Raw genomic sequence first — 21,879 nt, 5'->3', positions numbered from 1 at the left:
CTTTTTGAAATTTGAATTTATATTATGTTTAGTGGTATCCAACCAGAAACAGGTGATAATCAGTGGAGACGGCTTTTAGATAAGTTTGTCAAAGCAAATCAACCAGAATTAGCCGCTTTATTTTGGGGATTATGGTTAGAAAATGGTGATACTCAGGGAACTATTGGCATTGATTTACAACCCCAGCCGCATTTTGTTTATTGTCCCAAAGAAGCAGTAAAAAACCTAAATGAGCGAGTTGGAAATCGTCTACAAGAACTTCTGGGAATTATAGAGAATAATAAACCAGAAACGGAAGTTTTAATGATTGGTATTGGGAAAGGGGAAATTAAGTTAATTCAATTTGCACCTGAACCATCACCACAGGTTTGTTTTGAGCAAGTTGGTAAGGATGTGGATAGTTTGTTAGAATCTTTGGAAGAGAGGATAATTGAGCAGATTATTTTTTAACGCAGAGTCACGTTGAGGATTTATTGGAGAAGATTTATATATATCAAGGTTCCTAGATGTTTAGAGTTTGACTGTTGTCTTAATTTTGTCTGCTTAGTTGCAATCATTTTCATTCCCGCAGGTACAGCTAAAGTTAAACCACGACGCACAGGATTAACAGGACGTTTATTTAATAAAGAAAGTTGAAAATTTGCAAGCATTGTTGCCAAGACAATTCATATTGAGCAAATGCTAAACCAATACAACTACAACGACGATTTCCCGCAACAAATGGTAAATATTCATAAGGTGAAAATTGTCTTTCTAAAAAGCGTTCTGGTTTAAATTTTTTAGGTTCGGGATAAACTTCCTCTCGATAATGTGCAAGCAGGGTAAATACTGGGAATAATGATTTTTTTCTCTGGCAATTTATAACCCATAATCTCAATGGGATTTTTCACAACTCGCACGAAACCCGCCATTGCAATTGAGTAAATTCTCAGGGTTTCCTGACAAACTGCTATTAAATAGGGCACTTTGGCATTTTGACTCGGTTCTGGGTTGACTCCCAAGGTGTTTAATTCCTGTACTAGCAATATTTTCTCGTACTTCTGGTAATAGACCTATTGCAAAATTGTTTCTGTGGTATGATAGAGAATTTTGGATTTTTTTTATGTATTTTTGGTGTTCTTTGCCCTCCCTAATTCAAACATAACCGTGTAACTCTAACTTTTGGCTAGAACTAAAGACAACACCCATTTTTATAATATAAAATTAATTCTGCAAGAGGTCTAATCTATCCAACGAGTAAAAAGACCAGGTTAACGCAGAAGCGGTGGTTTCATGTCCCCCTACCAAAACAGTCATTCACTCATCGTGTAATTCTTGATCTGACATTCCTTGATTTTCTTGGTCACGAGCCGCCCTCATTAAACTGAGGATATCTAGGCCATTTTGGTCAGATTCTGCCCGTCCTTGTTGAATCAAAGTATAAATTAGTTAGTCAATGTATTGCTGTTGGCGCCAAATCCAGCCCCAAGGACTCCAATCCTCCAAGTCTTTTTGCATGAACCGAAAGAAGAAGGCGCTGGACATAATTAGTGATGTTAAGAAGTCTAGCAAAGATGTGAGTGATCGCCTCAATTCTTCAAACATCTCTCCTTCATCTAAACCGAATATTACCCGTAATATTACCCACAAGGTGATTTCTTGCATTGATTCTCGGATATTGAAGAGCTTACCCATCTGCCACTGATTACTTACTTCTTCCGTAATATCCTGGATATCTTGACCATAAGCCCGCATTCGCTCACCATGAAAGGGAGGAGCTAATAATTGCCTTTGACGTTGGTGGGGTTCTCCATCCATTAACATTAAAGAGCGTTAGCTACGCTTGCTGTAGGTATCGCCCAAAAAAAATCTTAAACTCCTATTCCCCTCTACCCACCTCAAAATGACTAGCATCAGCAGTAAAAATCTGCTCTAATGCTTCTGGTTGGCTGAAATAGAGCTGTCAGGAAAATTAACTTGGTGTGAAAAAAATGGTAGAAGGGAATTTTGAGGGTGTACCAAAAGGAAAAATCCACTAAGTTAACTATATTCAAGAATATCCACATCATACACAACAAATACAGGGAATAACTAACCATCAGTGTCAAGACTTGTTAGCCCAAGCTGAAATGCAGCATAGAAAACTTCAAGGTGACATAGAAAGTAAAAAGATAGGTATAAATTAGAAAGGAGGAGGGGGGAAAGGGAAACTAGAAATAAAAGAACAGGTATGTCTATGCTTGTTCTATTTGAGGAAAATGCCAACATTTGAGGTTTTAGGTTTACATTTCGGTATATCTAGCTTTAAATTTCCGTATATCCCGGAAGTAAAGGACACATTTCATTACTGGCTAGAGATATTGCGAGATGTTTTCCCTCCTCGTCTCCTTGAACAGGTAGAAAAACATGATAGCGATTATGCCATGGCGACTCAGAACAAAAGGCAGGGAACAAAGAGTTTTCCACCAAGGGTGTTTTTGTTTAACAGGTCATTAGACTTGTAAAAATATTTCGGGTACCTCAACAAAGATTTCCCCTGAATTGCCCAATTTACTCACAAGTAATTCTTACTATTTGTGGTTTAGTCACATTAGGAATTGGTTAATGAGTTTTGCCCATTTCATACATGTTATGGATATGAGGTCAGTTATAAATTAGTTATCAACATCTTCATGGATAGGAACTATCCGTAACTATTCCCAACCCTGATTCTTTCCTTGGCTCTTTCCTAATCTTAACACTATGGAAAGCCAGACACATACTCCTTTCTACATTTTCGGACCTCTCTTTTGCAACCTCTATTAAAATCCATTCCAGAGATCAGGTCAGTGGATACCCGTCCCCAACTAGATTTATTTAACTTTCGTCGAGTTGCTTGCTGGAAAAAAGTTGTAGTGGCGCTCGCTTACTATATCACAGCCTGACTTTCCCATAGTTTCACTACTTGCCCCGAAACTTGTATCTATTAGCATAGTCGACGGTAATAGTTTTTTGTTCAGGACTCTATTAGAATTTCTAATAGAGAATTTCAGTCTTTTATTGCCTGTATTGGCATGACAACTTTAATTTTCAACGCAGTTTTACATGAAAATGAACAAGCAAAAACTGATTTAGGTTTAGCGAATACTAAATTAAGTACAGAAATTCGCATCCAAACGACAAATAATGTAGTTCAGTATTTAGATCACAATTTATCTGCCCCTGTTTTAATTAATCGTATTAACGCTGATGCTTTTTGTTAAATACTTTACTGAAAACTAAACAAGAACCTCTTGCTACTCCAGTTCAGTTAAAAATTCTCCTTGCCGAAGATAATAAAATTAATCAAAAAGTGGTAATTTTGATACTTAAAAAACTTTGCTATGTTGGCGATATTGCTAATAAGGGCTTGGAAGCATTAGAAATGTTAGAATAATAAGATTATGATGTAATTTTAATGGATATGCAGATGCCAGTAATCGATGGTGTAACAGCCACAAAAATTATTCGTCGATCTAACAAATCTCAGCCTTGGATTATAGCTTTAACAGCTAATGCTTTGGATGAAGATCGTCAAACTTGCTTTGATGCAGTAATGAATGATTTTATTAAAAAACCAATTACGTTTCCAGAGATTACCTGCGCTATTTCAGAATATTTGCAAAACCATAGTTAAATATTCCCTATTCCCTGTTCTCGGTTACAGCTTTTTAATTTTTATGCCAATCTATGTTTATTGGGGTGAGGATGATTTTGCTATTGAAAAAGCTGTGGTAGTTTTGCGCGATCGCATTCTCGATCCTCTATGGACAAGTTTTAATTATACTGCTTTCCCCCCAGATCAAGCTGATGCTGTGATTCAGGCTTTAAATCAAGCCATGACACCCGCTTTCGGTGCTGGTGGACGTTTAGCATGGTTAGTCAATTCTACCCTGTGCCAGCAGTGTCCAGAAAATGTGTTATCAGAACTACAACGCACTCTACCCGTAATTCCTGAAGACTCGTATTTATTGCTTACTAGTCGTAATAAACCGAATGAACGCCTCAAAGCCACAAAATTTCTGAAACAATTTGCCCAGTTCCGTGAGTTTCCACTTGTTCCACCATGGAAAACGGAGTTATTGGTACAAGCTGTAAATCAAGCTGCTCAAACTGTCGGTGTAAAATTAACTGCTCCGACTGCGGAACTTTTGGCAGAATCTATTGGTAACGATACACGGCTTCTCTACAATGAAATGGAGAAATTACGGCTTTACATACGAGGTAGTAATGAACCTTTAGATGTAAAAATAGTAACGCAATTAGTCAAAAATACTACTCAAAATACTTTACAATTAGCAGCAGCTATTAGAACTGGAGACACAGCCAAAGCTTTAGGTATTTTAAGGAATCTAATTAATGCTGCTGAACCGGGGTTACGGATTGTTGCCACTTTAATTGGTCAGTTTCGCACCTGGTTATGGGTAAAGATCATGATGGAAGCAGGAGAGTGCAATCCCCAAGCTATCACTCAAGGTGCAGAAGTCAGTAACCCTAAGCGCATCTACTTTTTGCAGCAAGAAGTCAAATCTCTTTCTGTACAGCAGCTAATTTCTTCTTTACCTCTATTGCTGGAATTAGAAGTTAGCCTTAAACAAGGAGCCTCAGAAACATCAATACTTCAAATAAAGGTCATCGAACTCTGTGAACTATATCAGAGAAGGTAGATTCGTAAATCTTTGTTCTTGCCCAATGGCCAATACCCTTGATGAAAATTTCGTTGATTTCGATTTTAGTGGAACTTCTTACTCCTAAAATAATTCAAATTTATTATCATACCTCTCGTATTGTTCTGTGTCATCTATCCTATGTGGGAAAATTTCTTTGTCATTTTCCGAAACCGAATTGAGCCAATACTGTCTCAGTCCTTAGCATTTGCAACTCTCACTACTGCGAGTTTAATTTTCACGACTTTGTCGTTGAGTTTCAAAGCTGATGCTCAAACCTTGACAGTTAATAATACAGAAGTTACTAACTATGCTCAATCTGTCTTAGCAATGGAACCAAAACGGCAGCAAGCTTTTGAGGAAATTAAAAAACTGATTGGTGGGAAAGAAATTCCTAAAATTGTTTGTAATGACCCCAAAAGTATGAGTTCACTACCAAATAAAGCTAAGGATATAGCAGTTGAATATTGTAACCATTCTCAAAAAATAGTGGAAGACCATGGTTTGAGTATTGACAGGTTCAATCAAATCACTCTGGAAATCCAAAATAACAATGCGCTGAAAAAGGAAGTTTATAATACATTATTAAGAATACAGAATGCACCTAAACCTAAATTTGGTGATCCTAATGCTCGGTAACTATTACAAGCTTTGTAAATTAGTCTCTGAATTTCATTCAGGAGTTTACAGGTAAAATAATATCTCAATAGTTCTCATTTAAGAACCTGGAATTAGTGAAGTTGTTTGGGTGAAGAGTCAAGGGTAAAATTTGCTTTTACCTTTTCTTCCACCCATTCACAACAAATAATATTAGAGAAAATTTCTGGTAAAATCCTTCTAGGATATTCTTAATATTTAATATATCTATCAAAAGATATATATTGTCATTAACCTCCTTTTACTTGGAAAAGTCCTATTACTAGTGATGGATGTATTAGGAGCTAGAAAATTTAATACAGTCAAAGTTCCAGGGAAAAGTGCGATCCAGTTTGGATCTAGTGGGTTGTATGAACATAAACACATAGCTGTAGTTAATCCTAATAATTATCAAATTATTGTTGTCACATTATCTCAAATTAGTTCTAGTAAAAATGATGCTGTATACCGCAGAGCTTATGAACATATTTTGAAATCTATAACATTTAATTGATAATAGGTATTGAGCATTGGGCATTGGAAAGTAGAGGGGAAAATCACCAAGCACGTATCCCTTACGGAAGCCATAGGCTCTATTACAAATTACCAGTTATTGTATTCTATCAATTGTTCGATATTGAATTGCTTCGGCTACATATTGGGGTTTGAGATTTTCCTCGCCTGCTAAATCTGCTATTGTGCGTGATACTTTGAAAATGCGAGGGCTCGCTCTTGCAGATCAACCTAACTTCCTAATTGCTGCTTCTAATAAATTCCGACTAGTATCATCTAACTTACACCATTTGTGAAGTTGACGACTTTCCATTTGAGCATTACAACGCAGATTTACCGCTGATTGAAAACGATTTGTAGGAATATCTATCCCACGCTTTTTGCACTATTTCCCTCACAGATTTCGACGTCTCTCCCGTTGATGCTTGGGGAATTTCTTCTGATTTTAAGCGATTTCCTGCTACCTGTCAATCAATTCTATCCATCAAACGACCCGATAATTTTACCCAGTATTATTCTCTTTGTCTAGGTGAACAAGTACATCCTTGAGTTGTATCGCAATAATAACCATAATGACAGGGATTTGTACTGGCTAGTAAAGTAAATTGTGCAGTCAAAACAACAGATTTACGAGTACGAGAAATACTGACATAACTATCTTCTAAAGGTTGACAGTCCTAAACAGCCTACTATATCTATTTACTTATTCATTGAAGGTGAGTATCATTTAACGTAGTGAATAGATGATGAAAAGATAATATCACAAACTTTTCCAGATTTAAATTTGACTGCTCAACAAATTCTTCAAGCTGGCAATAGCTGATAAGTATTTATCTTTATATATCACTTGATTCTCAATCCACTCTTTGAGTAATTAATAATTACAAATTTTCCATCACCAGTCTCAATTCCTCTAAACTTTTAGCTGTGAGAACCGAGTGTTGAATTGTTTTTAATGTCTCAAGGTCAGATATTTCTAAAATTTTTGGCATTAAATTTAATCCTTTATTAGCAAATTTCAGTTCTAAGGATAACTCAATACTTGACAGTCTATCTTCTCTCTATCCCTTTTGCAATATTTCCTGATACCAATGTGATTCGCGTAAAACTGTCATATCCCACCTCATAATTTCTTGAACTAAGGAACTATCTAATACAAAGGTAGCAAAAAAAGCGAGAACCGTTTCTAATTGGCTTAATTTTTCATCTGCTTACAATAAATCCAATGCTTCCCGAATCATAGATTCATCTTCACCACCTTTGAGAATTGGCACAAAAGGCAGTAAAGCCGGTAAAGGTGTTCTAAGGCAATTTTAACATCTAATACCCAAAGGTTAATCACTCGCTAATCTTGACGAACTTCTAAACCAGCAAGATTTGAGTCATATCGTGTTGGTATTTCTGCTTCACCTGTTTTTAGAACTTTAATGAGTACAGGATATGTTGGTAACTTATACTTTTCCTCAGCTAATTCTGAGTATGCACCCATGCAACGTGGCATTTCTGGTTCTCGATGAATTGCAATTCATTGAGAACCAGAAATTTTTTGTACTCTTGACTTTCTACACGGATACGTACATCACTTTCTCGACTAATCCACTGAAACTGAGAATTAAGAATTTCTCGAGTAACCACATCAGGGATTTGCCTTACCCATTTTACCCAATTATTGGGTGCTAGGCTAATTAAGAGTTTGGTACTGACATCAGCAGGTTTCGACATAAAGCTATAGATGCACTGACTACACAACAGCTTAACTTACCGACAGTTTATCGCCAAAAAAGCGATCACATGATTGCATTGCATACCTGTTGCGCGCGCTCGCTAGGCATAGCTTAAAATCTCTAACAGATGAGTAAGTAAATCTACATGAGTGAAACCACAGACACCATTTTCAGTAAAATCATTCGTCGGGAAATTCCTGCAAACATAGTTTATGAGGATGACTTGGCTTTAGCATTTACAGATGTTAACCCCCAAGCACCAGTTCACATCCTCATCATTCCCAAAAAACCCATAGTTAACATAGCTACAGCCGAACCAGAAGATCAAGCATTATTAGGACATCTATTGTTAACCGTCCAAAAAGTCGCAGCACAAGCAAGACTAGAAAATGGCTATCGCGTAGTCATGAACACTGGTGCTGATGGCGGTCAAACAGTTTATCACCTACATATACACATCTTGGGCGGACGGTATCTATCCTGGCCTCCTGGTTGATTTTCACCTCTAAATAATCTACATAGAGCTTTCTCCCTCGTTCCCAGTCTCTGACTGGGAATGCCCCAAAGAGGTTCTATTTCCGGTTAACAAATTCCTGTTAATCTGATTACATTATTAAAAGATATAATTGTTATCAGCTTTAGTGATATTGATGAGCTTTACAAAACTAAACTTAGCCTCTAATGTTGTAGTCAGGTAGGCAAAAAAACCTATCAACATCATACGATAGACAAAATAAAGCAATTATAAACACATGACAACAACCATTCAACAGCGGCAAGGCGCCAACATATGGGATCGATTCTGCGAATGGATAACCAGCACTGAAAACCGGATTTACATCGGCTGGTTCGGTGTATTGATGATTCCTACCCTTGTATCTGCGATCGCTTGCTTCGTAATTGCATTTATCGCTGCTCCTCCCGTAGACATCGACGGTATCCGCGAACCAGTTGCAGGTTCTTTACTTTATGGAAACAACATCATATCTGGTGCAGTTGTTCCCTTCTTCTAATGCGATCGGTTTGCACTTCTATCCAATCTGGGAAGCAGCTTCCTTAGATGAGTGGTTATACAACGGGCGGTCCTTACCAATTGGTAATTTTCCACTTCTTAATCGGCGTAGCTTGCTACCTCGGTCGTGAATGGGAACTTTCTTACCGCTTAGGAATGCGTCCTTGGATTTGCGTAGCTTTCTCTGCACCTGTAGCAGCAGCAACCGCAGTATTTTTAATCTACCCAATCGGTCAAGGTTCATTCTCTGATGGTATGCCTTTGGGTATCTCTGGAACCTTCAACTTCATGATTGTGTTCCAAGCTGAACACAACATCTTGATGCACCCCTTCCACATGCTGGGTGTAGCTGGTGTATTCGGTGGTTCCTTGTTCTCCGCAATGCACGGTTCTTTGGTTACATCTTCCTTGGTTCGTGAAACAACGGAAACTGAATCTCAAAACTATGGGTACAAATTTGGTCAAGAAGAAGAAACCTACAACATTGTTGCCGCACACGGTTACTTCGGTCGCCTGATTTTCCAATACGCTTCCTTCAACAACAGCCGTTCACTTCACTTCTTCCTCGCTGCTTGGCCAGTAATCGGAATCTGGTTCACAGCATTGGGTGTCAGCACAATGGCGTTCAACTTGAACGGTTTCAACTTCAACCAATCCATCATTGATTCTCAAGGTCGTGTAATCGGTACATGGGCTGATGTAATCAACCGCGCTAACCTGGGTATGGAAGTAATGCACGAACGTAACGCTCACAACTTCCCCTTAGACTTAGCTGCTGGTGATGTTGCTCCTGTTGCTCTAACCGCACCTCCAATCAACGGCTAATCTTAAGTATCTCACATAACTAAAAAATACCCTCCAGAAATGGGGGGTATTTTTGTTTTGTTTGCACTTAATTGATCTAACTTAATTTATCTATCTGTATCACTTTTTATTTTTAGATTTGTGTTTTTATTTCTAGATTTGTATTCAGCTAATGCCTAACTGCAAGCTACGCGAACAGCCATCAGAAGTCAGTTTTTTCATGATAGTTTTTCATGATAATTAACCAATTCCTCAAACATTCTGACTCCTGAATTCTTACTTAGATTTTCGCTTCTTGAGTAACTGAAGAAGTAAAGAAGTTGTGAAGAGTAAATCTTACCCCTCACCACTCACTCTTATTACGGAGTCCCCAAACCTACGCCCCTACAGCTTCTTTGGCAGCGTACAACACCTCAGCAGAGATGTCTTTAAACCCGCGCTCACGAGCAAACTTTTCGGTATTTCTCTTCACCTTCCCGCGCACAAAACCAGGAATCTTATTCAATTCTGCTTGTCCATCTTTTGTCCAATTCAAACCAGATTCAGCAGAAATACCTTTGGTAATGACTTCTTTTGTATCGTGGCCACCAAAGATCTCTAACAGGTGATCTTCCATTCCCAAAGTGAAGGAATTATAGATTAAATCTGTGATTTGATTTGTGCCTTCATAACCCATAAATGGTTTGTAACCAATGGGGAAATTCTGAACGTGAATAGGTGCAGCAATTACACCACAAGGAATATCCAAACGTTTACCCACATGGCGTTCCATCTGTGTTCCAAATATAGCAGAAGGTTCAACGCGAGCGATAACATCCCCAATAGCCCCATGATCATCTGTAATCAGCACCTCATCGCAATACTCACTCACCTGTTCTCTAAACCAGTCAGCATCATACTTGCAATAAGTACCAGCCCAAACAACATGAATCCCCATTTCCCGCGATAGAATCTTAGTCAGAGCCGCCGCATGAGTATTATCACCAAAGACCACAGCTTTCTTACCAGTCAAATTCTGACAGTCAATAGAACGGGAGAACCAAGCAGCTTGAGATACGTGCAGAGTTTGTTCATTGATGAACTCTTCATAATCAACCTCAGCACCTTGGGCGTTAATTACCTGCTGAATTTTGCGGATACATCTTGCAGTTTCCACAACCCCCATCGGGGTAATATCTACATAAGGTGTCCCGAATTCTTCTTCTAAATATTGAGCTGTAGTTAAACCAAGTTCCCGGTAAGGAGTTAGGTTAAACCAAGCTTGAGGCATATTTTTCAAGTCATGAACCGAAGCACCTTCAGGAATTACAGTATTTACCTCAATTCCCAAATCAGCCATTAACCGTTTCAATTCAGTGCAATCGTGGTTATTGTGGAAACCAAGAGTAGAAATACCAATAATATTAACTGACGGTTTAGCAGTTTTCTCCGTTGGTAATTCCCCTTTTTTACGGGCTTTCTCAATGTAGTACTGGACAATTTGGTGTAGAGTCCGGTCTGCAGCTTGTAGTTCGTTGTAGCGGTAATGGTTCACGTCCGCCAACATTACATCCCCTTTCGCTTCCAGTTGCGCCCTTTCCACAAAATTGTGTAAATCTTCTTGCAAAATACTGGAAGTGCAAGTAGGAGTTAAAACTATCAAATCGGGGTGTTCTTCAGCATCCTTGCGGGTAATGTTGTCTACCACCTTTTCTTGAGAACCACGTGCCAAAACATTACGGTCAACCACACTTGTTGTCACCGGGGTAAAGTTCCTTTCCCGCGATAACATGGAACGCATAACATTAAAGTAATCATCACCCAAGGGTGCGTGCATGATAGCATGAACATTTTTAAAAGAACTAGCTACCCGCAAAGTACCTATATGAGCGGGACCTGCATACATCCAGTAAGCCAATTTCATCTCGTCTTCTCCCTTTGAAAATTAAATAACTTTGACACTCCCCGAAAGATACAGGGATTCTTAAGTAGTCCAAAAGCGAACTCTTAAAGGTGTAGTCAAAACACCTCTAATAGCTTCACTGAGTTAAACTCAGTGTTACCTTTACTTTGTTTGTAGCTGTCTCGACTTGTCAGGTTTTTAATGCCCTTTTAGAGATTGAGTGACACATTCTTCATACTAATGCATTAACATAAAGTCGTTTAACGATAAACTGCTTTACTGCCTTAACATGCGGCAACTGTCCGCGTATATTCCTGAACTAAAGGGAGATTAAACAACAAATCTTTTGGATTTATTGTTTGCAGCTAACGCCACCCAATCAGGGTTTTCAGCCTATTTTCTGAATAAGTGCTTGATAATTAAATCGTTTCTTATTCTCTCAAAGATATGAGTGAATAAGGAATAGGACTATTTACTGTTTACATTGATCAATAATGGCTAAAATCTAGTTTTAGCTTGAATTCTGGGTCTTAATTAACTAAAAATCCTGTGATTTAAGCAAATAAATCTTAACTCTTTGCAAAATATTTTTATCAACTTTTAGAGATATGTTAACCATATAAATTTTAAACTATCGGAGAAGAACTTCATAATGTTAACTATGCTGCACTAAGTAAAATAGGACTTACGCAGGTTTCACAATCCAATCTCTTGTAGGGTGCGTCAGATTTTGAACATCGATTGATATTAACCAATTTATAGGTATGATGCATCCAGCCCTTTTAACTGTGTTTCCCCATATACACTCTAAATCCACGTATATCTTTCATATTCTACTATTTGGATTGGCCTGTCCACCACCTCCCCTACTTGTTGTATTTGGATTTTTATTAGTTCGCCAAACAATTGCCCCTGACCTCACCATCCATACACTTGCCGTCCCACTATCTCAAATCTATCTACTCCACCAAACCCCTTTCTCCTTTTTCCCCTATGCCCTGGTTGTCCTCCTGGTTTCCGTTTTCGTGTCTGCTTCTCTTCTTGTTTGTTCTCAGTTTTTTTGAGGATGTCTCCCGACGGTGGTTTGGATAATGTTATGGTCTCTAAATCTCTACTGACTTTGAGTTTATCTATTTCTTTTTCCAGTTCTACTACTCTATTTGTTAGGTTCTCTATACTTTGTCCCCTGGTCAATAATGATTTCTACCAGTTGCTCTGTTCCCAACTGCTTCAATATCTCTCTGTCTAGTTTTGGTGGCAGCTTCTTTTCCATAACTGCTATATTCTCCCTCTCCTATCACACTTGTCAATACCCCACCACCTGAATCCTTACCTTTTAGATTGATGAATCAGTTTGCTTAAAGGATGAGCCTCTGTATCTGGAATTTACTGGATTAATTCCATGATCAGATTCACATTAGCCTCTAGTGACCTCTCATATAATCTTACAATCCATTCTTTTGTCATTACCGTTAGATTTTCTGAAGTTAATAAATTTTCTAAATTATGGATGCTTCCACTGAGTGTCATATCTGCATAAAGATATTTCAGTCCCAAATCCTTAGATAGTGCTTCAACAATCGTATGCTCCGCAAAGGGTTTACGGAAAAAATCATCACAACTGACAGAAAGTATAATCGCTTTTTCTTCTTCTAAAACACTAGCGGTTAAAGTAATTATAGCTGTGGCGAGCACAATTCATGACTCAATATTGGCAATAAATACACTTTTAGCTTGATTGGCGACTTCAGCTTTTTCTTTAGCAATTACTAATTCTGCTGTGCATTCCTCTGCCCTATTTTCTAAGTTTTCAAAATAAGTTTGTAATTGTTCTGCCATCTGATTAAATTCGCCTACAAGGGTTTCTAATTAAGGAACTCCTTTTATCTCCACAACTTGACCAAGTTCACGATTAGCGATCTCTCTTGTCCATCGATAGATTCTTCCCAGTTATCTTTTTAGCTTGTTCAAGAATCTTTTGACTGAGAATATCGGTATACCCAATCTCCTCTCCCTTTTCATTGAAGAACCCACAATTGGTAATTGACAAAGAAAGAGATAGGTTGATTTTTTGCCAAAAGTATTGACGCAGTTCCTCAAAGTCATTGATGTTCATGGGACCTTCTTAGACAGCATGATCATTAACAGTTACTGCTTGCTCTGGAGCTTGTAGAGATACCTCAAGGTGATCCTGTACCCGATTAGTGGCCTGATCCATTAACTGATTTGCCATATCTTCTACCACTTTTTTCCCACTCCCATAGGAAAGATAACCCACTAATCCCACTGCACCGAAAATTTGTAAAACAAAGGGAACAATTAACACCCATCTCAAGAAAATATTCGGAAAATTCCTAGGTGTAAGCCATTGTCAACATTGCTTATTTGACTGGCTGTAATGCTTAGAATTTTGGGAGTTTAATGGTTGCTGCATTTTTTAATGCTTCCTGAAAGTCAGCGATAACAATGGGTTTACTAATATAATCATTCATACCTACATTTAAACATATTTGACGATCAGCATCTAAAGCATTAGCAGTTAATGCGATAATATAAGGTTGTACTTTGGCAGATTGACGAATTATCTGTGTGGCTGCAATGCCGTCCATTTCTGGCATTTGCATATCCATTAAAATGACATCATAAACCTGGGTTTCGATTTTTTCTAAAACTTCTAAACCATTGTTAGCAATATCAGCACTGTAACCTAGCTTTTTTAGAGTAAGTAGTACAACTTTTTGATTGATTTTGTTATCTTCAGCTAATAAAATTTTCAGAGTAGAGATTTTGCTAATTGTCGTTACTGGAAATACCTGGGGAGATTTTCCTGATATTAAACTACTAGGTAAAACCACTTTTGCTATAAATGTAAAATGAAAGATTGAACCTGGTAAATGATTATTTACCCAATTTGATAACCAATTTTCAGGAGGATGACCACCAATATTACCTAAACTTTCTACCCAAATTTTGCCTCCCATTAAATTCACTAAACTCTTACTAATAGCTAAACCTAAACCTGTGCCACCGTATTTACGACTAATGGAAGTATCGGCTTGCGTAAAAGGTTGAAATAATTGATTCAAGCGGTCATGCTCAATACCAATTCCTGTATCTTTAATAGATATCATCAATTCTATTTTTTGATCTTCCTGGTGTTTATTAGCTAAAACTGCAATAGAAACATGACCGTGTTCAGTAAATTTAATGGCATTACTAATCAGATTCAATAAAACTTGTCGGAGGCGCGTAGCATCTCCTAAAATATTAGTCGGTACATCAGGATTAATCGAATATTCCAGGTGAATATTTTTAGTTGCTGCTTGGGTAGAAAGAAGCTTAAATACAGATTTAATAATATCTCTTAAAATAAATCGATGTTCTTCTAATTGCAAATTACCTGATTCAATTTTCGAGAAATCAAGAATATCATTAATAATTACTAAAAGAGCATTACCGCTATCTCGAATTGTTTGGACTATATCTTGCTGTTCCTCTGAAAGGTTTTTCATGGAGAGAAGTTCAGCCATACAAATCACGCCATTCATAGGAGTACGAATTTCGTGACTCATATTGGAAAGAAACTCACTTTTAGCTTTAGTCAGCGAAGCAAGTTCAATATTAGAAATAGAAAGTTGTTCGTTAGTTTCCTTCAATTTAGCTTCTATAATTTCCCTTTTTATTAACTCCTGCTGTAGGATTAGGGTATTTTCCTGAATTTTACTCGCCATGTGATCAAATGCTACAGAAATTTGTACAAGTTCATCTGAGCCTAATAATCTAGTTCTGACATTGAAATTTCCTTCAGCTAAGCTATTACTAGCAGCAACTAACAAAGAAACTCGCCGGGTTAAGGTTAAATCAAAGAAAAGCCATAACCCTAAACAAAATATAGTTAAAAAGATATTGAACATTAATGAACGTCTCAGAGCATCACAAAATGCCTGTTGTTTAGCACGAGTAAGATCGTATTCAAAAAACAAAATTCCTACCCTAGAAGAGCTTACTTCATCAGGCAAAACCTGTAAAAGAATAGGATAAATTGCAATTAGTTTCTGCTTATCTTGAGAAAGTATAACCTCTCCTGTAAGTGTTGCTCGCACAGTAGTTAACTTAGAAGCGTACGCGGCAGCAACTGTGTTACTAATGGGAGTATTTTTTAGTTCGTAACGGTTAGATACATGAATAATATCTTGCTCATCAATTACCATTAATACATCAATATTTGGATCATTACTTAGCTGACTAATAATCGAAGTTTCTCCATCTTTAATATCTGATCTCCCATATAAATAATCTAGGATCTTTGATGTTTGTCCTGCGGAAATTCGTAGATAATTTTTAGTACTTAGTTCTGTTTTTTTATATGTTTCCGTAATTTCTTTATTAAAGGAAGTTATGCCAAATAAGCCACCAAAAAATATTAAAATTAACGGAATTGAATATCTTAGAGGGAGGGGGAATTTTTTCATCATTATTTTTATAATTTGGCATTTTTAATAAATTCATTATCGAGCAGAGTTACAAGATAAATCACCTTTTTATATCAATCGAATTTCCAGCATAATTCCCACGTTTTTTGTATAAAATTTTTCATATTATTAACAATTTTAAGATTAGTCTCATTAAGTATTTTTTGATTTTCCTGTAAATTATTTTGACGTAATAGTTTAAAGGTCTCCCAAATTCTTTTTGGGGTTAACTGAGTTCGTTTAGTAATACGAATGTCTGCATATCCAGGACTTTTTTTAGAATGATTGAAGGCGCAAAATCGTGGATTTATTAATGCTTTAATAGTGTCAGAATAATTAGTGAGCGCTTCTGTACTAACAGCGAGAATATCCACAATTTCTCCAGGAATTTGCTTGCTATCAAATAATGACCTTGACCCTGCTACCAGTAGTTTAATTTTCACTAGACCAAAGGTAAAAACAGCATCTAGGGTTCCTTGTTTATAGGCTTGTTCATATTCTGTAAGTTCTAAAGGAAAAATCTGAATATCTTTAACAGATATCCCATGTTTTTCCAGCGCATGAGTAATAAATAAAGCTCCTAAAGAAGTTGCTTCTACCCCCACTCGCTTGCCCTTTAAGGCTTTCATGTCTGTAATCTCTGGTTTTCCTAAAAACACGTCCCCACCATGAGAAACTTCCATAATGGCAATAATCTTAATATTTTCTTGGATTGCTGCTAGAGAGATCGCTTGGTCAATTGATAACCCTGCACCTTCAATTTCATTGTTGCGATAAGCTCTTACTTCCTCTGTTCCTGAAGGATAATCTACCAACTTGACCGGCTTTTTGTCATAATAACCCAAGTCACGGGCGAGATATAAAGTTCCATATCCTGTCCAAAGATTAGCACCAATGCGTAATGGTGCAACGGGTTCAGTGGTACGATTTGCGAGAGCAATCCCTAAAACTACCGTAACTATACTCCAAGTTAAATGTTTTAGGAGTTTAACAAACAGAACTCCTGAACTTTTATTTAACAGTCTGTTTTGGTACTTTATGAGTAAATTAATTAAATTCATGTAATCGCCATGATCTAGATTGACATTTTATGAGAATTTTAACAAATTTTACCGAATATGGGAGTTTAAAACCCCCTATTCCTCAATACAGAAAGTTTTGTAAGTAGTTATAAATATCTCTTTCAAAACTTAATTACAAATTATGAATTATTTTCATCCAGATTATGAATGTTTGTTAATTTAATTAAATTGGTATTTTTGCTAAACCTAAACCTATCCTGCCATATTTTCTACTAATAGAAACAGATTTAAGTAACCAGAAATTAGATGAGAATAAGTTTGGCTCTTGCATTGACTGTTTTTATGGTGATTGAGGATTGATTATAATAAAACCCTTACTGGGAAAGGTGTATAAAGAATTATGCCCTTATTTACTTTAAATAAAATGCCTAGAGAATAAGGTCTTTAATGATATTTACCAGGTTCTTCACAAAAAGAACTGAAGAACCAGAATTTTTTAGTCAATTCTATGTTTATTTACATAATTAGGTTTTGTTATCTCTTTCAAATTAATTTCAAATGACCTTATTTCAATTTATCAGCACTATGGCTATTCATTGCTGATTAAAGTCGCAGCTAAATCAACTAACTTTTCAAGTTCAAATTCTCTAGCATGTTTTGTCAAGGATTGAATCGAAAAAGTTTCTGTTTTAGGAATTGATTCAAGAAATTCCATCACATAATTAGTGTTTGCTTCGAATGCAGCTTCGTATAACTGATTAGTCCATCCTTCTGACATACAGGTCAAATTTTACGATGTCAAAGTGCTGGCTTCTGAATTATCTAAATTAAGTGCAGTTGTTTTTGCATAGAGATATTTTACACCTAAATGTTTCGCAAGCCCTTCAAGAATTGTATGCTCTGTAAAAGGTTTACGGAGAAAATCATCACAACTGGCTGAAATAACAATGGCCTTTTCTTCTTCTAGAAGACTCGCTGTTAATGCTATTACAGCGGTAGCATTGCCTAGTAGACTTAATATGTTTAGTTCCATCATAGCCATCCATAATCAGCATTCTCATATCCATCCAAATTCAATGAGGTTCCCATTTATCCCAAATGGCGATTGATTATTGTCCATTACTAGCTTCTTTCATTTCAAAAACCAACTTTTATAAAGGCTTAAACAATAATTGACGATTAATAAATAGGTTGCTCATCTACTGCTAATATTTTATATGTAGGTTGTCCTGGAGCAATTCCTATGACTCGTTGATATTCCTCTGGATAATTAATTATTAACTATTACTTGACCTAATGTTGCTTGAATAGAAACTTTAAAAGTTGTACATTTTCCTATTGCAGTTTAAACTTAAATATCTCCACCCATGAGTTGTACAAACCTGCCACTAATAGCTAAACTAAACCCATTCCTTCTTGTATCTCTTTTCCTCCTTATGCTTGAGCAAAGGCTTCAAATCCAATATTTTTGGTAATTTAGCCGCAGCAATACCCACACCTGTATCACTTACTCTGAAATGAACAGTAAAAAACATTTCTACTTTCTTCATTCACCTTGTTTGTACTAACTGTACTATCACCTTTATGGGTAAATCTGATGCTATTGATTATTAAATTAATTAAAATTTGACGAAGTTTAACTCCATCAATACAAATATACTGGGTGACATTTTTAGTGCGTCGTAACATTAGTTTTAATTCCTCATTGCTGGCGCGTAAATATAGCATATCTTCTAAATCATCTAGCAACCGATATAGCTCAAAGTTATTTACATTCAGAAAACCTTTACCTGCTTCAATTTTTGATAAATTTATAATATGATTAATCAGGGTTAGCAAACAATCTCCACTGCGATAAATAATACCTGCATTTTCATATTGCTCAAAAGGAAGATTATTTGCACGTAACATCAATTGTGAAAAACCGATCACAGCACTCAGTGGCGAGCGCAATTCGTGACTAATCTTAGCAATAAACGCGCTCTTGGCCTGGTTTGCAGCTTCAGCTTTAGCAGCTAATTCCTGTGCTTTAGCTTCGCTCTCTTGCAAATCCCTGGTGCACTCAAAAACTCGTTGTTCTAATTCCGTATTGACTATTTTTAGATTTAACCTATATTGATGATTCTCTGCAATGATGGCTAACATCACCATCACAGTTATACTAATCACGCCAATAAACAGTTGTAATAATATGATTGAATGATCTTTTAAAGCTGCGTCATAAAACACTCCTAAACGATAACTCGTAGCTACAGAAGCTATTATAGATATAATTGCTACTAACCAAGTAGTAATTGTTCGACCAAACTGAAAAGCAGACCAAAGTAACGGTGGTAAAAGTAAATACTCTAATGGTTGTGGTTGAAGAAAAGTAAAATAACTAAGTATACATAAAGTAATTACTGCCAATAAGATTTCTTTGTTTGGTCTGGATTCAACTTCCGACTTAACTATCTTTTGAAGAAAAATTAAAATAGGAGGAGCAAATACCAAAATTCCGATAGCATAAGCGACCCACCAACCAGAAAAAATATCTAAATATTTATTCCACCCTTCATCACCACCTAAGCGAACCGTAATCACACTTAAGAAAGATTGAAAGACAGTTCTAGTAAATAAACTACAAAAAGAAAAAATTACTACATCTCTAACTTGATTAAAAGGGTAATTAGTTCGACTTGATCTAACGATTACTATTACAGTAATTAGTGAGTTAATAGTGGTACCAATACCTCCAAGAATTGGAATTGCTAAAATTATAAATTTAATGTCGGTATAATTAGCCAACATTGCTCCTAAAAATACACCGAACCAACGCGATCGCCCCCACAACAATAGAAAGCCAATAGTAAAACCCGTACCTGGGCAAACAGGAGTACCAAAAGGAGGAACAGACATTTTTTTCAAAACCAGCCAAGAACTAACATAGTAGCTAATAGCAATAATTAATACATCAAACCACAAGCGAGGATTTTGGTATTCAATACCAAGACGTTGCAGAATTTCCATAGGGGATTGGGTATTGGGTATTGGGTATTGGGTATTGGGTATTGGGTATTGGGTATTGGGTATTGGGTATTGGGTATTGGGGATTGGGTATTGGGTATTGGGGATTGGGTATTGGGTATTGGGTATTGGGTATTGGGTATTGGGTATTGGGTATTGGGTATTGGGTATTGATAATTCCTGGATGGTACAAGCCCCCAGATTTATCCATGGGGTTAATGCAAAATCGGATGGCTGGTGATACATATAAGGAAATAAGTCATGATTTTATCAATTACCAATTACCCATTGCCAATCACCTAAATTGCTTGACAGAAGATGAAAAATCTGTTAATAATTAATATCTGTGGAAACTTTACCCTTTAATATAATCTCTTGGCTAACGTCATTGTCATAGGCGCTCAATGGGGCGATGAAGGAAAAGGTAAAATAACTGACTTACTCAGCCGCTCCGCAGACGTGGTGGTACGTTACCAGGGGGGAGTTAACGCTGGACACACAATAGTAGTCCAAGGTCAGACATTTAAGCTGCACTTAATTCCCTCTGGTATATTGTATCCAGATACTGAGTGTATTATCGGCTGTGGGACAGTCATAGATCCACAGGTATTGATAAAAGAACTCGAGCAACTAGAACAACTAAATATTTCTACGGACAATCTGCTGATATCTCAGACTGCTCATGTTACTATGCCCTATCACCGACTAATTGACAAGGCAGCAGAAGAAAAACGGGGCAATCATAAAATCGGTACGACTGGTAGAGGAATTGGCCCTACCTACGCTGATAAATCAGAACGGATAGGCATTAGGATTTTAGACCTGATGGATCCTATCGGATTACATGAACAGCTGGAATGGACTATAAATTATAAGAACACCATTTTAGAAAAGCTGTATAATCTCCCGCCCCTTGATCCCCAAGAAGTCATTGCAGAGTATTTAAAGTATGCAGAAAGGTTACGTCCTTTTGTAGTAGATACATCATTAAAAATATATGATGCAGTGCAGAAACGACGTAACATTTTGTTTGAAGGCGCACAGGGAACACTGCTGGACTTGGATCATGGGACTTATCCCTATGTCACCTCATCTAATCCTGTAGCTGGGGGTGCTTGCGTCGGCACTGGTCTTGGACCGACAATGATAGACCGGGTGATTGGTGTATCCAAAGCGTACACCACTAGAGTAGGTGAAGGACCATTCCCCACAGAATTGCATGGGGAAGTGGGAGATATGTTGGGCGATCGCGGTGCAGAATTTGGCACAACGACAGGTAGAAAGCGCCGTTGTGGTTGGTTTGATGCAGTCATTGGGCGTTATGCAGTCCGTATTAACGGCATGGATTGTATGGCACTGACCAAACTAGATGTACTAGATGAGCTAGAAGAAATCCAAGTTTGTGTAGCTTATGAAATAGATGGCCAACGCTGTGAACACTTCCCCACCAGCGCCCGTCAGTTTGCCCGTTGTCGTCCCATCTACAAAACCGTACCAGGATGGCAACTACCAACAACCGAATGCCGTACCTTGGAAGACTTACCACAGCAAGCACTAGACTATCTAAAATTCTTAGCAGAACTGATGGAAGTCCCGATTGCGATCATTTCCTTGGGAGCAAGTCGTGATCAAACTATCATTGTTGAAGATCCTATTCACGGACCCAAACGCGCTCTCTTGCAAGCAGACGGTACACCGGTTTCTGTTTAGTCAGGAAACAGCATGTAGGGGTGTAAGAGAAAAATCACCTCTTGGCTTTTGCCTCCTGCCTTCCTCCTTTTTTCACTGACAACTGATAACTGACAACTGATAACTGACAACTAACAAATTAAAACTAAGTATGGCGATCGCAGTAGAATCTCAAAAACGTCCAGAAGGTAGCAAACCCAAAGCTTTACGCCGTTCTGGTTTAATTCCCGCTAATTTGTACGGTCACAAAGGCACAGAATCAATTTCTTTAGTAGTTGATGCCAAAGTGGTTGAACGTTTACTCAAACAAGCAGCTCCCAATAAGACTGAGATTGAACTCAATATTCCTGAACTTGAGTGGAGTGGTAAAACTGTACTCCGCGAAGTCCAGATTCATCCAGCGAAGGGAACACCTTATCACCTGAGTTTTTTCGTTACTAAAGCCTAAACTACAC

At 37.3% G+C, this 21,879-nt stretch carries 24 protein-coding genes and 4 pseudogenes; 13 read left to right on the top strand and 15 right to left on the bottom strand.

Features of this window, described 5'->3' with window-relative positions; translation table 11 throughout:
* Positions 1-24: 24 nt before the first annotated feature.
* Entirely contained in the window at positions 25-450 is a 426-nt protein-coding gene (ccmS, locus tag AAZO_RS16885) for a beta-carboxysome assembly chaperone CcmS (RefSeq protein ID WP_013192157.1), read from the top strand.
* A 20-nt stretch (positions 451-470) separates the two neighbouring features.
* Here ccmS and AAZO_RS31015 read toward each other — a convergent pair.
* Together AAZO_RS31015 and AAZO_RS42705 are read right to left on the bottom strand one after the other, a co-directional pair.
* Positions 471-1,050: pseudogene (locus tag AAZO_RS31015) on the bottom strand (cytochrome P450); the annotation flags it as partial.
* Between the two features lie 378 nt (positions 1,051-1,428).
* Positions 1,429-1,797 (bottom strand): cytochrome P450, encoded by a 369-nt coding sequence (locus AAZO_RS42705; RefSeq protein WP_187289508.1) that lies wholly within the window; start codon positions 1,795-1,797, stop codon positions 1,429-1,431.
* A gap of 398 nt (positions 1,798-2,195) precedes the next feature.
* Between AAZO_RS42705 and AAZO_RS16870 the strand changes: the two genes are divergently transcribed.
* From AAZO_RS16870 to AAZO_RS16840, 7 genes are all read left to right on the top strand, one after another.
* Positions 2,196-2,483 carry a helix-turn-helix domain-containing protein gene (locus AAZO_RS16870; protein ID WP_081462915.1) on the top strand — a complete coding sequence of 96 codons (288 nt, stop codon included), beginning with the start codon at positions 2,196-2,198 and terminating at the stop codon, positions 2,481-2,483.
* A gap of 549 nt (positions 2,484-3,032) precedes the next feature.
* Positions 3,033-3,221 (top strand): hypothetical protein, encoded by a 189-nt coding sequence (locus AAZO_RS16865; RefSeq protein ID WP_013192155.1) that lies wholly within the window; start codon positions 3,033-3,035, stop codon positions 3,219-3,221.
* Positions 3,215-3,394 carry a response regulator gene (locus AAZO_RS38955; RefSeq protein ID WP_041641204.1) on the top strand — a complete coding sequence of 60 codons (180 nt, stop codon included), beginning with the start codon at positions 3,215-3,217 and terminating at the stop codon, positions 3,392-3,394. Before AAZO_RS16865 ends, AAZO_RS38955 begins: the two co-directional genes overlap by 7 nt.
* A gap of 15 nt (positions 3,395-3,409) precedes the next feature.
* Complete coding sequence (locus AAZO_RS38950; protein WP_266889610.1) at positions 3,410-3,634, top strand: response regulator; 225 nt, start codon at positions 3,410-3,412, stop codon at positions 3,632-3,634.
* Between the two features lie 43 nt (positions 3,635-3,677).
* On the top strand, positions 3,678-4,664 hold the full coding sequence (holA, locus tag AAZO_RS16850) for a DNA polymerase III subunit delta (protein ID WP_013192154.1): 987 nt from the start codon (positions 3,678-3,680) through the stop codon (positions 4,662-4,664).
* Positions 4,665-4,805: 141 nt separating this feature from the next.
* Complete coding sequence (locus tag AAZO_RS16845; RefSeq protein WP_013192153.1) at positions 4,806-5,303, top strand: DUF4168 domain-containing protein; 498 nt, start codon at positions 4,806-4,808, stop codon at positions 5,301-5,303.
* A gap of 283 nt (positions 5,304-5,586) precedes the next feature.
* Positions 5,587-5,814: a hypothetical protein gene (locus tag AAZO_RS16840; protein WP_144031321.1), complete on the top strand. Its 228-nt coding sequence runs from the start codon at positions 5,587-5,589 to the stop codon at positions 5,812-5,814.
* A 96-nt stretch (positions 5,815-5,910) separates the two neighbouring features.
* Here the strand turns inward: AAZO_RS16840 and AAZO_RS31005 are convergent.
* Both AAZO_RS31005 and AAZO_RS16835 read right to left on the bottom strand, forming a co-directional pair.
* A pseudogene (locus AAZO_RS31005) lies at positions 5,911-6,484 on the bottom strand (magnesium chelatase subunit ChlI family protein); the annotation flags it as partial.
* Between the two features lie 210 nt (positions 6,485-6,694).
* Positions 6,695-7,535: pseudogene (locus AAZO_RS16835) on the bottom strand (RpnC/YadD family protein).
* Between the two features lie 147 nt (positions 7,536-7,682).
* Between AAZO_RS16835 and AAZO_RS16830 the strand changes: the two are divergent.
* Positions 7,683-8,033: a histidine triad nucleotide-binding protein gene (locus AAZO_RS16830; RefSeq protein ID WP_013192151.1), complete on the top strand. Its 351-nt coding sequence runs from the start codon at positions 7,683-7,685 to the stop codon at positions 8,031-8,033.
* 256 nt (positions 8,034-8,289) lie between these two features.
* A pseudogene (psbA, locus tag AAZO_RS16825) lies at positions 8,290-9,374 on the top strand (photosystem II q(b) protein).
* Between the two features lie 355 nt (positions 9,375-9,729).
* On the opposite strand, the gene bchB reads toward psbA, so the two are convergent.
* The 11 genes from bchB to AAZO_RS38935 form a co-directional block, all read right to left on the bottom strand.
* Positions 9,730-11,256: a ferredoxin:protochlorophyllide reductase (ATP-dependent) subunit B gene (bchB, locus tag AAZO_RS16820; protein ID WP_013192150.1), complete on the bottom strand. Its 1,527-nt coding sequence runs from the start codon at positions 11,254-11,256 to the stop codon at positions 9,730-9,732.
* Between the two features lie 897 nt (positions 11,257-12,153).
* Entirely contained in the window at positions 12,154-12,429 is a 276-nt protein-coding gene (locus AAZO_RS16815) for a DUF6444 domain-containing protein (protein WP_041641190.1), read from the bottom strand.
* A gap of 192 nt (positions 12,430-12,621) precedes the next feature.
* Positions 12,622-12,930, bottom strand: a complete 309-nt coding sequence (locus AAZO_RS16810) for a response regulator (RefSeq protein ID WP_041641187.1) — start codon at positions 12,928-12,930, stop codon at positions 12,622-12,624.
* A gap of 3 nt (positions 12,931-12,933) precedes the next feature.
* Positions 12,934-13,074: a hypothetical protein gene (locus AAZO_RS35550; RefSeq protein WP_187289507.1), complete on the bottom strand. Its 141-nt coding sequence runs from the start codon at positions 13,072-13,074 to the stop codon at positions 12,934-12,936.
* Positions 13,075-13,147: 73 nt separating this feature from the next.
* Complete coding sequence (locus tag AAZO_RS16805; protein WP_041641183.1) at positions 13,148-13,351, bottom strand: hypothetical protein; 204 nt, start codon at positions 13,349-13,351, stop codon at positions 13,148-13,150.
* 9 nt (positions 13,352-13,360) lie between these two features.
* A complete protein-coding gene (locus AAZO_RS16800) occupies positions 13,361-13,570 on the bottom strand; it encodes a hypothetical protein (protein WP_144031320.1) in 210 nt (69 codons plus the stop codon).
* Positions 13,571-13,637: 67 nt separating this feature from the next.
* Positions 13,638-15,710, bottom strand: a complete 2,073-nt coding sequence (locus AAZO_RS16795; protein ID WP_013192149.1) for a hybrid sensor histidine kinase/response regulator — start codon at positions 15,708-15,710, stop codon at positions 13,638-13,640.
* Between the two features lie 71 nt (positions 15,711-15,781).
* Positions 15,782-16,768 carry an ABC transporter substrate-binding protein gene (locus AAZO_RS16790; RefSeq protein WP_013192148.1) on the bottom strand — a complete coding sequence of 329 codons (987 nt, stop codon included), beginning with the start codon at positions 16,766-16,768 and terminating at the stop codon, positions 15,782-15,784.
* A 550-nt stretch (positions 16,769-17,318) separates the two neighbouring features.
* Positions 17,319-17,507 carry a hypothetical protein gene (locus tag AAZO_RS38945; RefSeq protein WP_049790785.1) on the bottom strand — a complete coding sequence of 63 codons (189 nt, stop codon included), beginning with the start codon at positions 17,505-17,507 and terminating at the stop codon, positions 17,319-17,321.
* Between the two features lie 12 nt (positions 17,508-17,519).
* On the bottom strand, positions 17,520-17,771 hold the full coding sequence (locus AAZO_RS38940) for a response regulator (protein ID WP_049790784.1): 252 nt from the start codon (positions 17,769-17,771) through the stop codon (positions 17,520-17,522).
* Positions 17,772-18,232: 461 nt separating this feature from the next.
* Positions 18,233-19,738, bottom strand: a complete 1,506-nt coding sequence (locus tag AAZO_RS38935) for an MASE1 domain-containing protein (protein WP_049790783.1) — start codon at positions 19,736-19,738, stop codon at positions 18,233-18,235.
* Positions 19,739-19,758: 20 nt separating this feature from the next.
* Between AAZO_RS38935 and AAZO_RS32865 the strand changes: the two genes are divergently transcribed.
* From AAZO_RS32865 to rplY, 3 genes are all read left to right on the top strand, one after another.
* Positions 19,759-20,076 carry a hypothetical protein gene (locus AAZO_RS32865; RefSeq protein WP_013192147.1) on the top strand — a complete coding sequence of 106 codons (318 nt, stop codon included), beginning with the start codon at positions 19,759-19,761 and terminating at the stop codon, positions 20,074-20,076.
* 34 nt (positions 20,077-20,110) lie between these two features.
* Positions 20,111-21,445, top strand: a complete 1,335-nt coding sequence (locus tag AAZO_RS16775) for an adenylosuccinate synthase (RefSeq protein ID WP_013192146.1) — start codon at positions 20,111-20,113, stop codon at positions 21,443-21,445.
* Positions 21,446-21,575: 130 nt separating this feature from the next.
* Positions 21,576-21,872 carry a 50S ribosomal protein L25 gene (gene rplY, locus AAZO_RS16770; RefSeq protein ID WP_013192145.1) on the top strand — a complete coding sequence of 99 codons (297 nt, stop codon included), beginning with the start codon at positions 21,576-21,578 and terminating at the stop codon, positions 21,870-21,872.
* Positions 21,873-21,879 lie beyond the last annotated feature (7 nt).

Source organism: 'Nostoc azollae' 0708, assembly GCF_000196515.1.
GTDB classification, from domain to species: Bacteria; Cyanobacteriota; Cyanobacteriia; order Cyanobacteriales; family Nostocaceae; genus Trichormus_B; species Trichormus_B azollae.
Note: the sequence above shows the minus strand (reverse complement) of the source record. Positions and strands in the feature narration are given on the sequence as shown.

What these genes read in the sequence shown, in the direction of transcription:
- ccmS (WP_013192157.1), top strand. Translation starts at nt 25, where the DNA reads ATGTTTAGTGGTATCCAACCAGAAACAGGTGATAATCAGTGGAGACGG.
- AAZO_RS42705 (WP_187289508.1), bottom strand. Translation starts at nt 1,797, where the DNA reads ATGGATGGAGAACCCCACCAACGTCAAAGGCAATTATTAGCTCCTCCC.
- AAZO_RS16865 (WP_013192155.1), top strand. Translation starts at nt 3,033, where the DNA reads ATGACAACTTTAATTTTCAACGCAGTTTTACATGAAAATGAACAAGCA.
- holA (WP_013192154.1), top strand. Translation starts at nt 3,678, where the DNA reads ATGCCAATCTATGTTTATTGGGGTGAGGATGATTTTGCTATTGAAAAA.
- AAZO_RS16845 (WP_013192153.1), top strand. Translation starts at nt 4,806, where the DNA reads ATGTGGGAAAATTTCTTTGTCATTTTCCGAAACCGAATTGAGCCAATA.
- AAZO_RS16830 (WP_013192151.1), top strand. Translation starts at nt 7,683, where the DNA reads ATGAGTGAAACCACAGACACCATTTTCAGTAAAATCATTCGTCGGGAA.
- bchB (WP_013192150.1), bottom strand. Translation starts at nt 11,256, where the DNA reads ATGAAATTGGCTTACTGGATGTATGCAGGTCCCGCTCATATAGGTACT.
- AAZO_RS35550 (WP_187289507.1), bottom strand. Translation starts at nt 13,074, where the DNA reads ATGGCAGAACAATTACAAACTTATTTTGAAAACTTAGAAAATAGGGCA.
- AAZO_RS16805 (WP_041641183.1), bottom strand. Translation starts at nt 13,351, where the DNA reads ATGAACATCAATGACTTTGAGGAACTGCGTCAATACTTTTGGCAAAAA.
- AAZO_RS16795 (WP_013192149.1), bottom strand. Translation starts at nt 15,710, where the DNA reads ATGATGAAAAAATTCCCCCTCCCTCTAAGATATTCAATTCCGTTAATT.
- AAZO_RS16790 (WP_013192148.1), bottom strand. Translation starts at nt 16,768, where the DNA reads ATGAATTTAATTAATTTACTCATAAAGTACCAAAACAGACTGTTAAAT.
- AAZO_RS38945 (WP_049790785.1), bottom strand. Translation starts at nt 17,507, where the DNA reads ATGTCAGAAGGATGGACTAATCAGTTATACGAAGCTGCATTCGAAGCA.
- AAZO_RS38940 (WP_049790784.1), bottom strand. Translation starts at nt 17,771, where the DNA reads ATGGCTATGATGGAACTAAACATATTAAGTCTACTAGGCAATGCTACC.
- AAZO_RS38935 (WP_049790783.1), bottom strand. Translation starts at nt 19,738, where the DNA reads ATGGAAATTCTGCAACGTCTTGGTATTGAATACCAAAATCCTCGCTTG.
- rplY (WP_013192145.1), top strand. Translation starts at nt 21,576, where the DNA reads ATGGCGATCGCAGTAGAATCTCAAAAACGTCCAGAAGGTAGCAAACCC.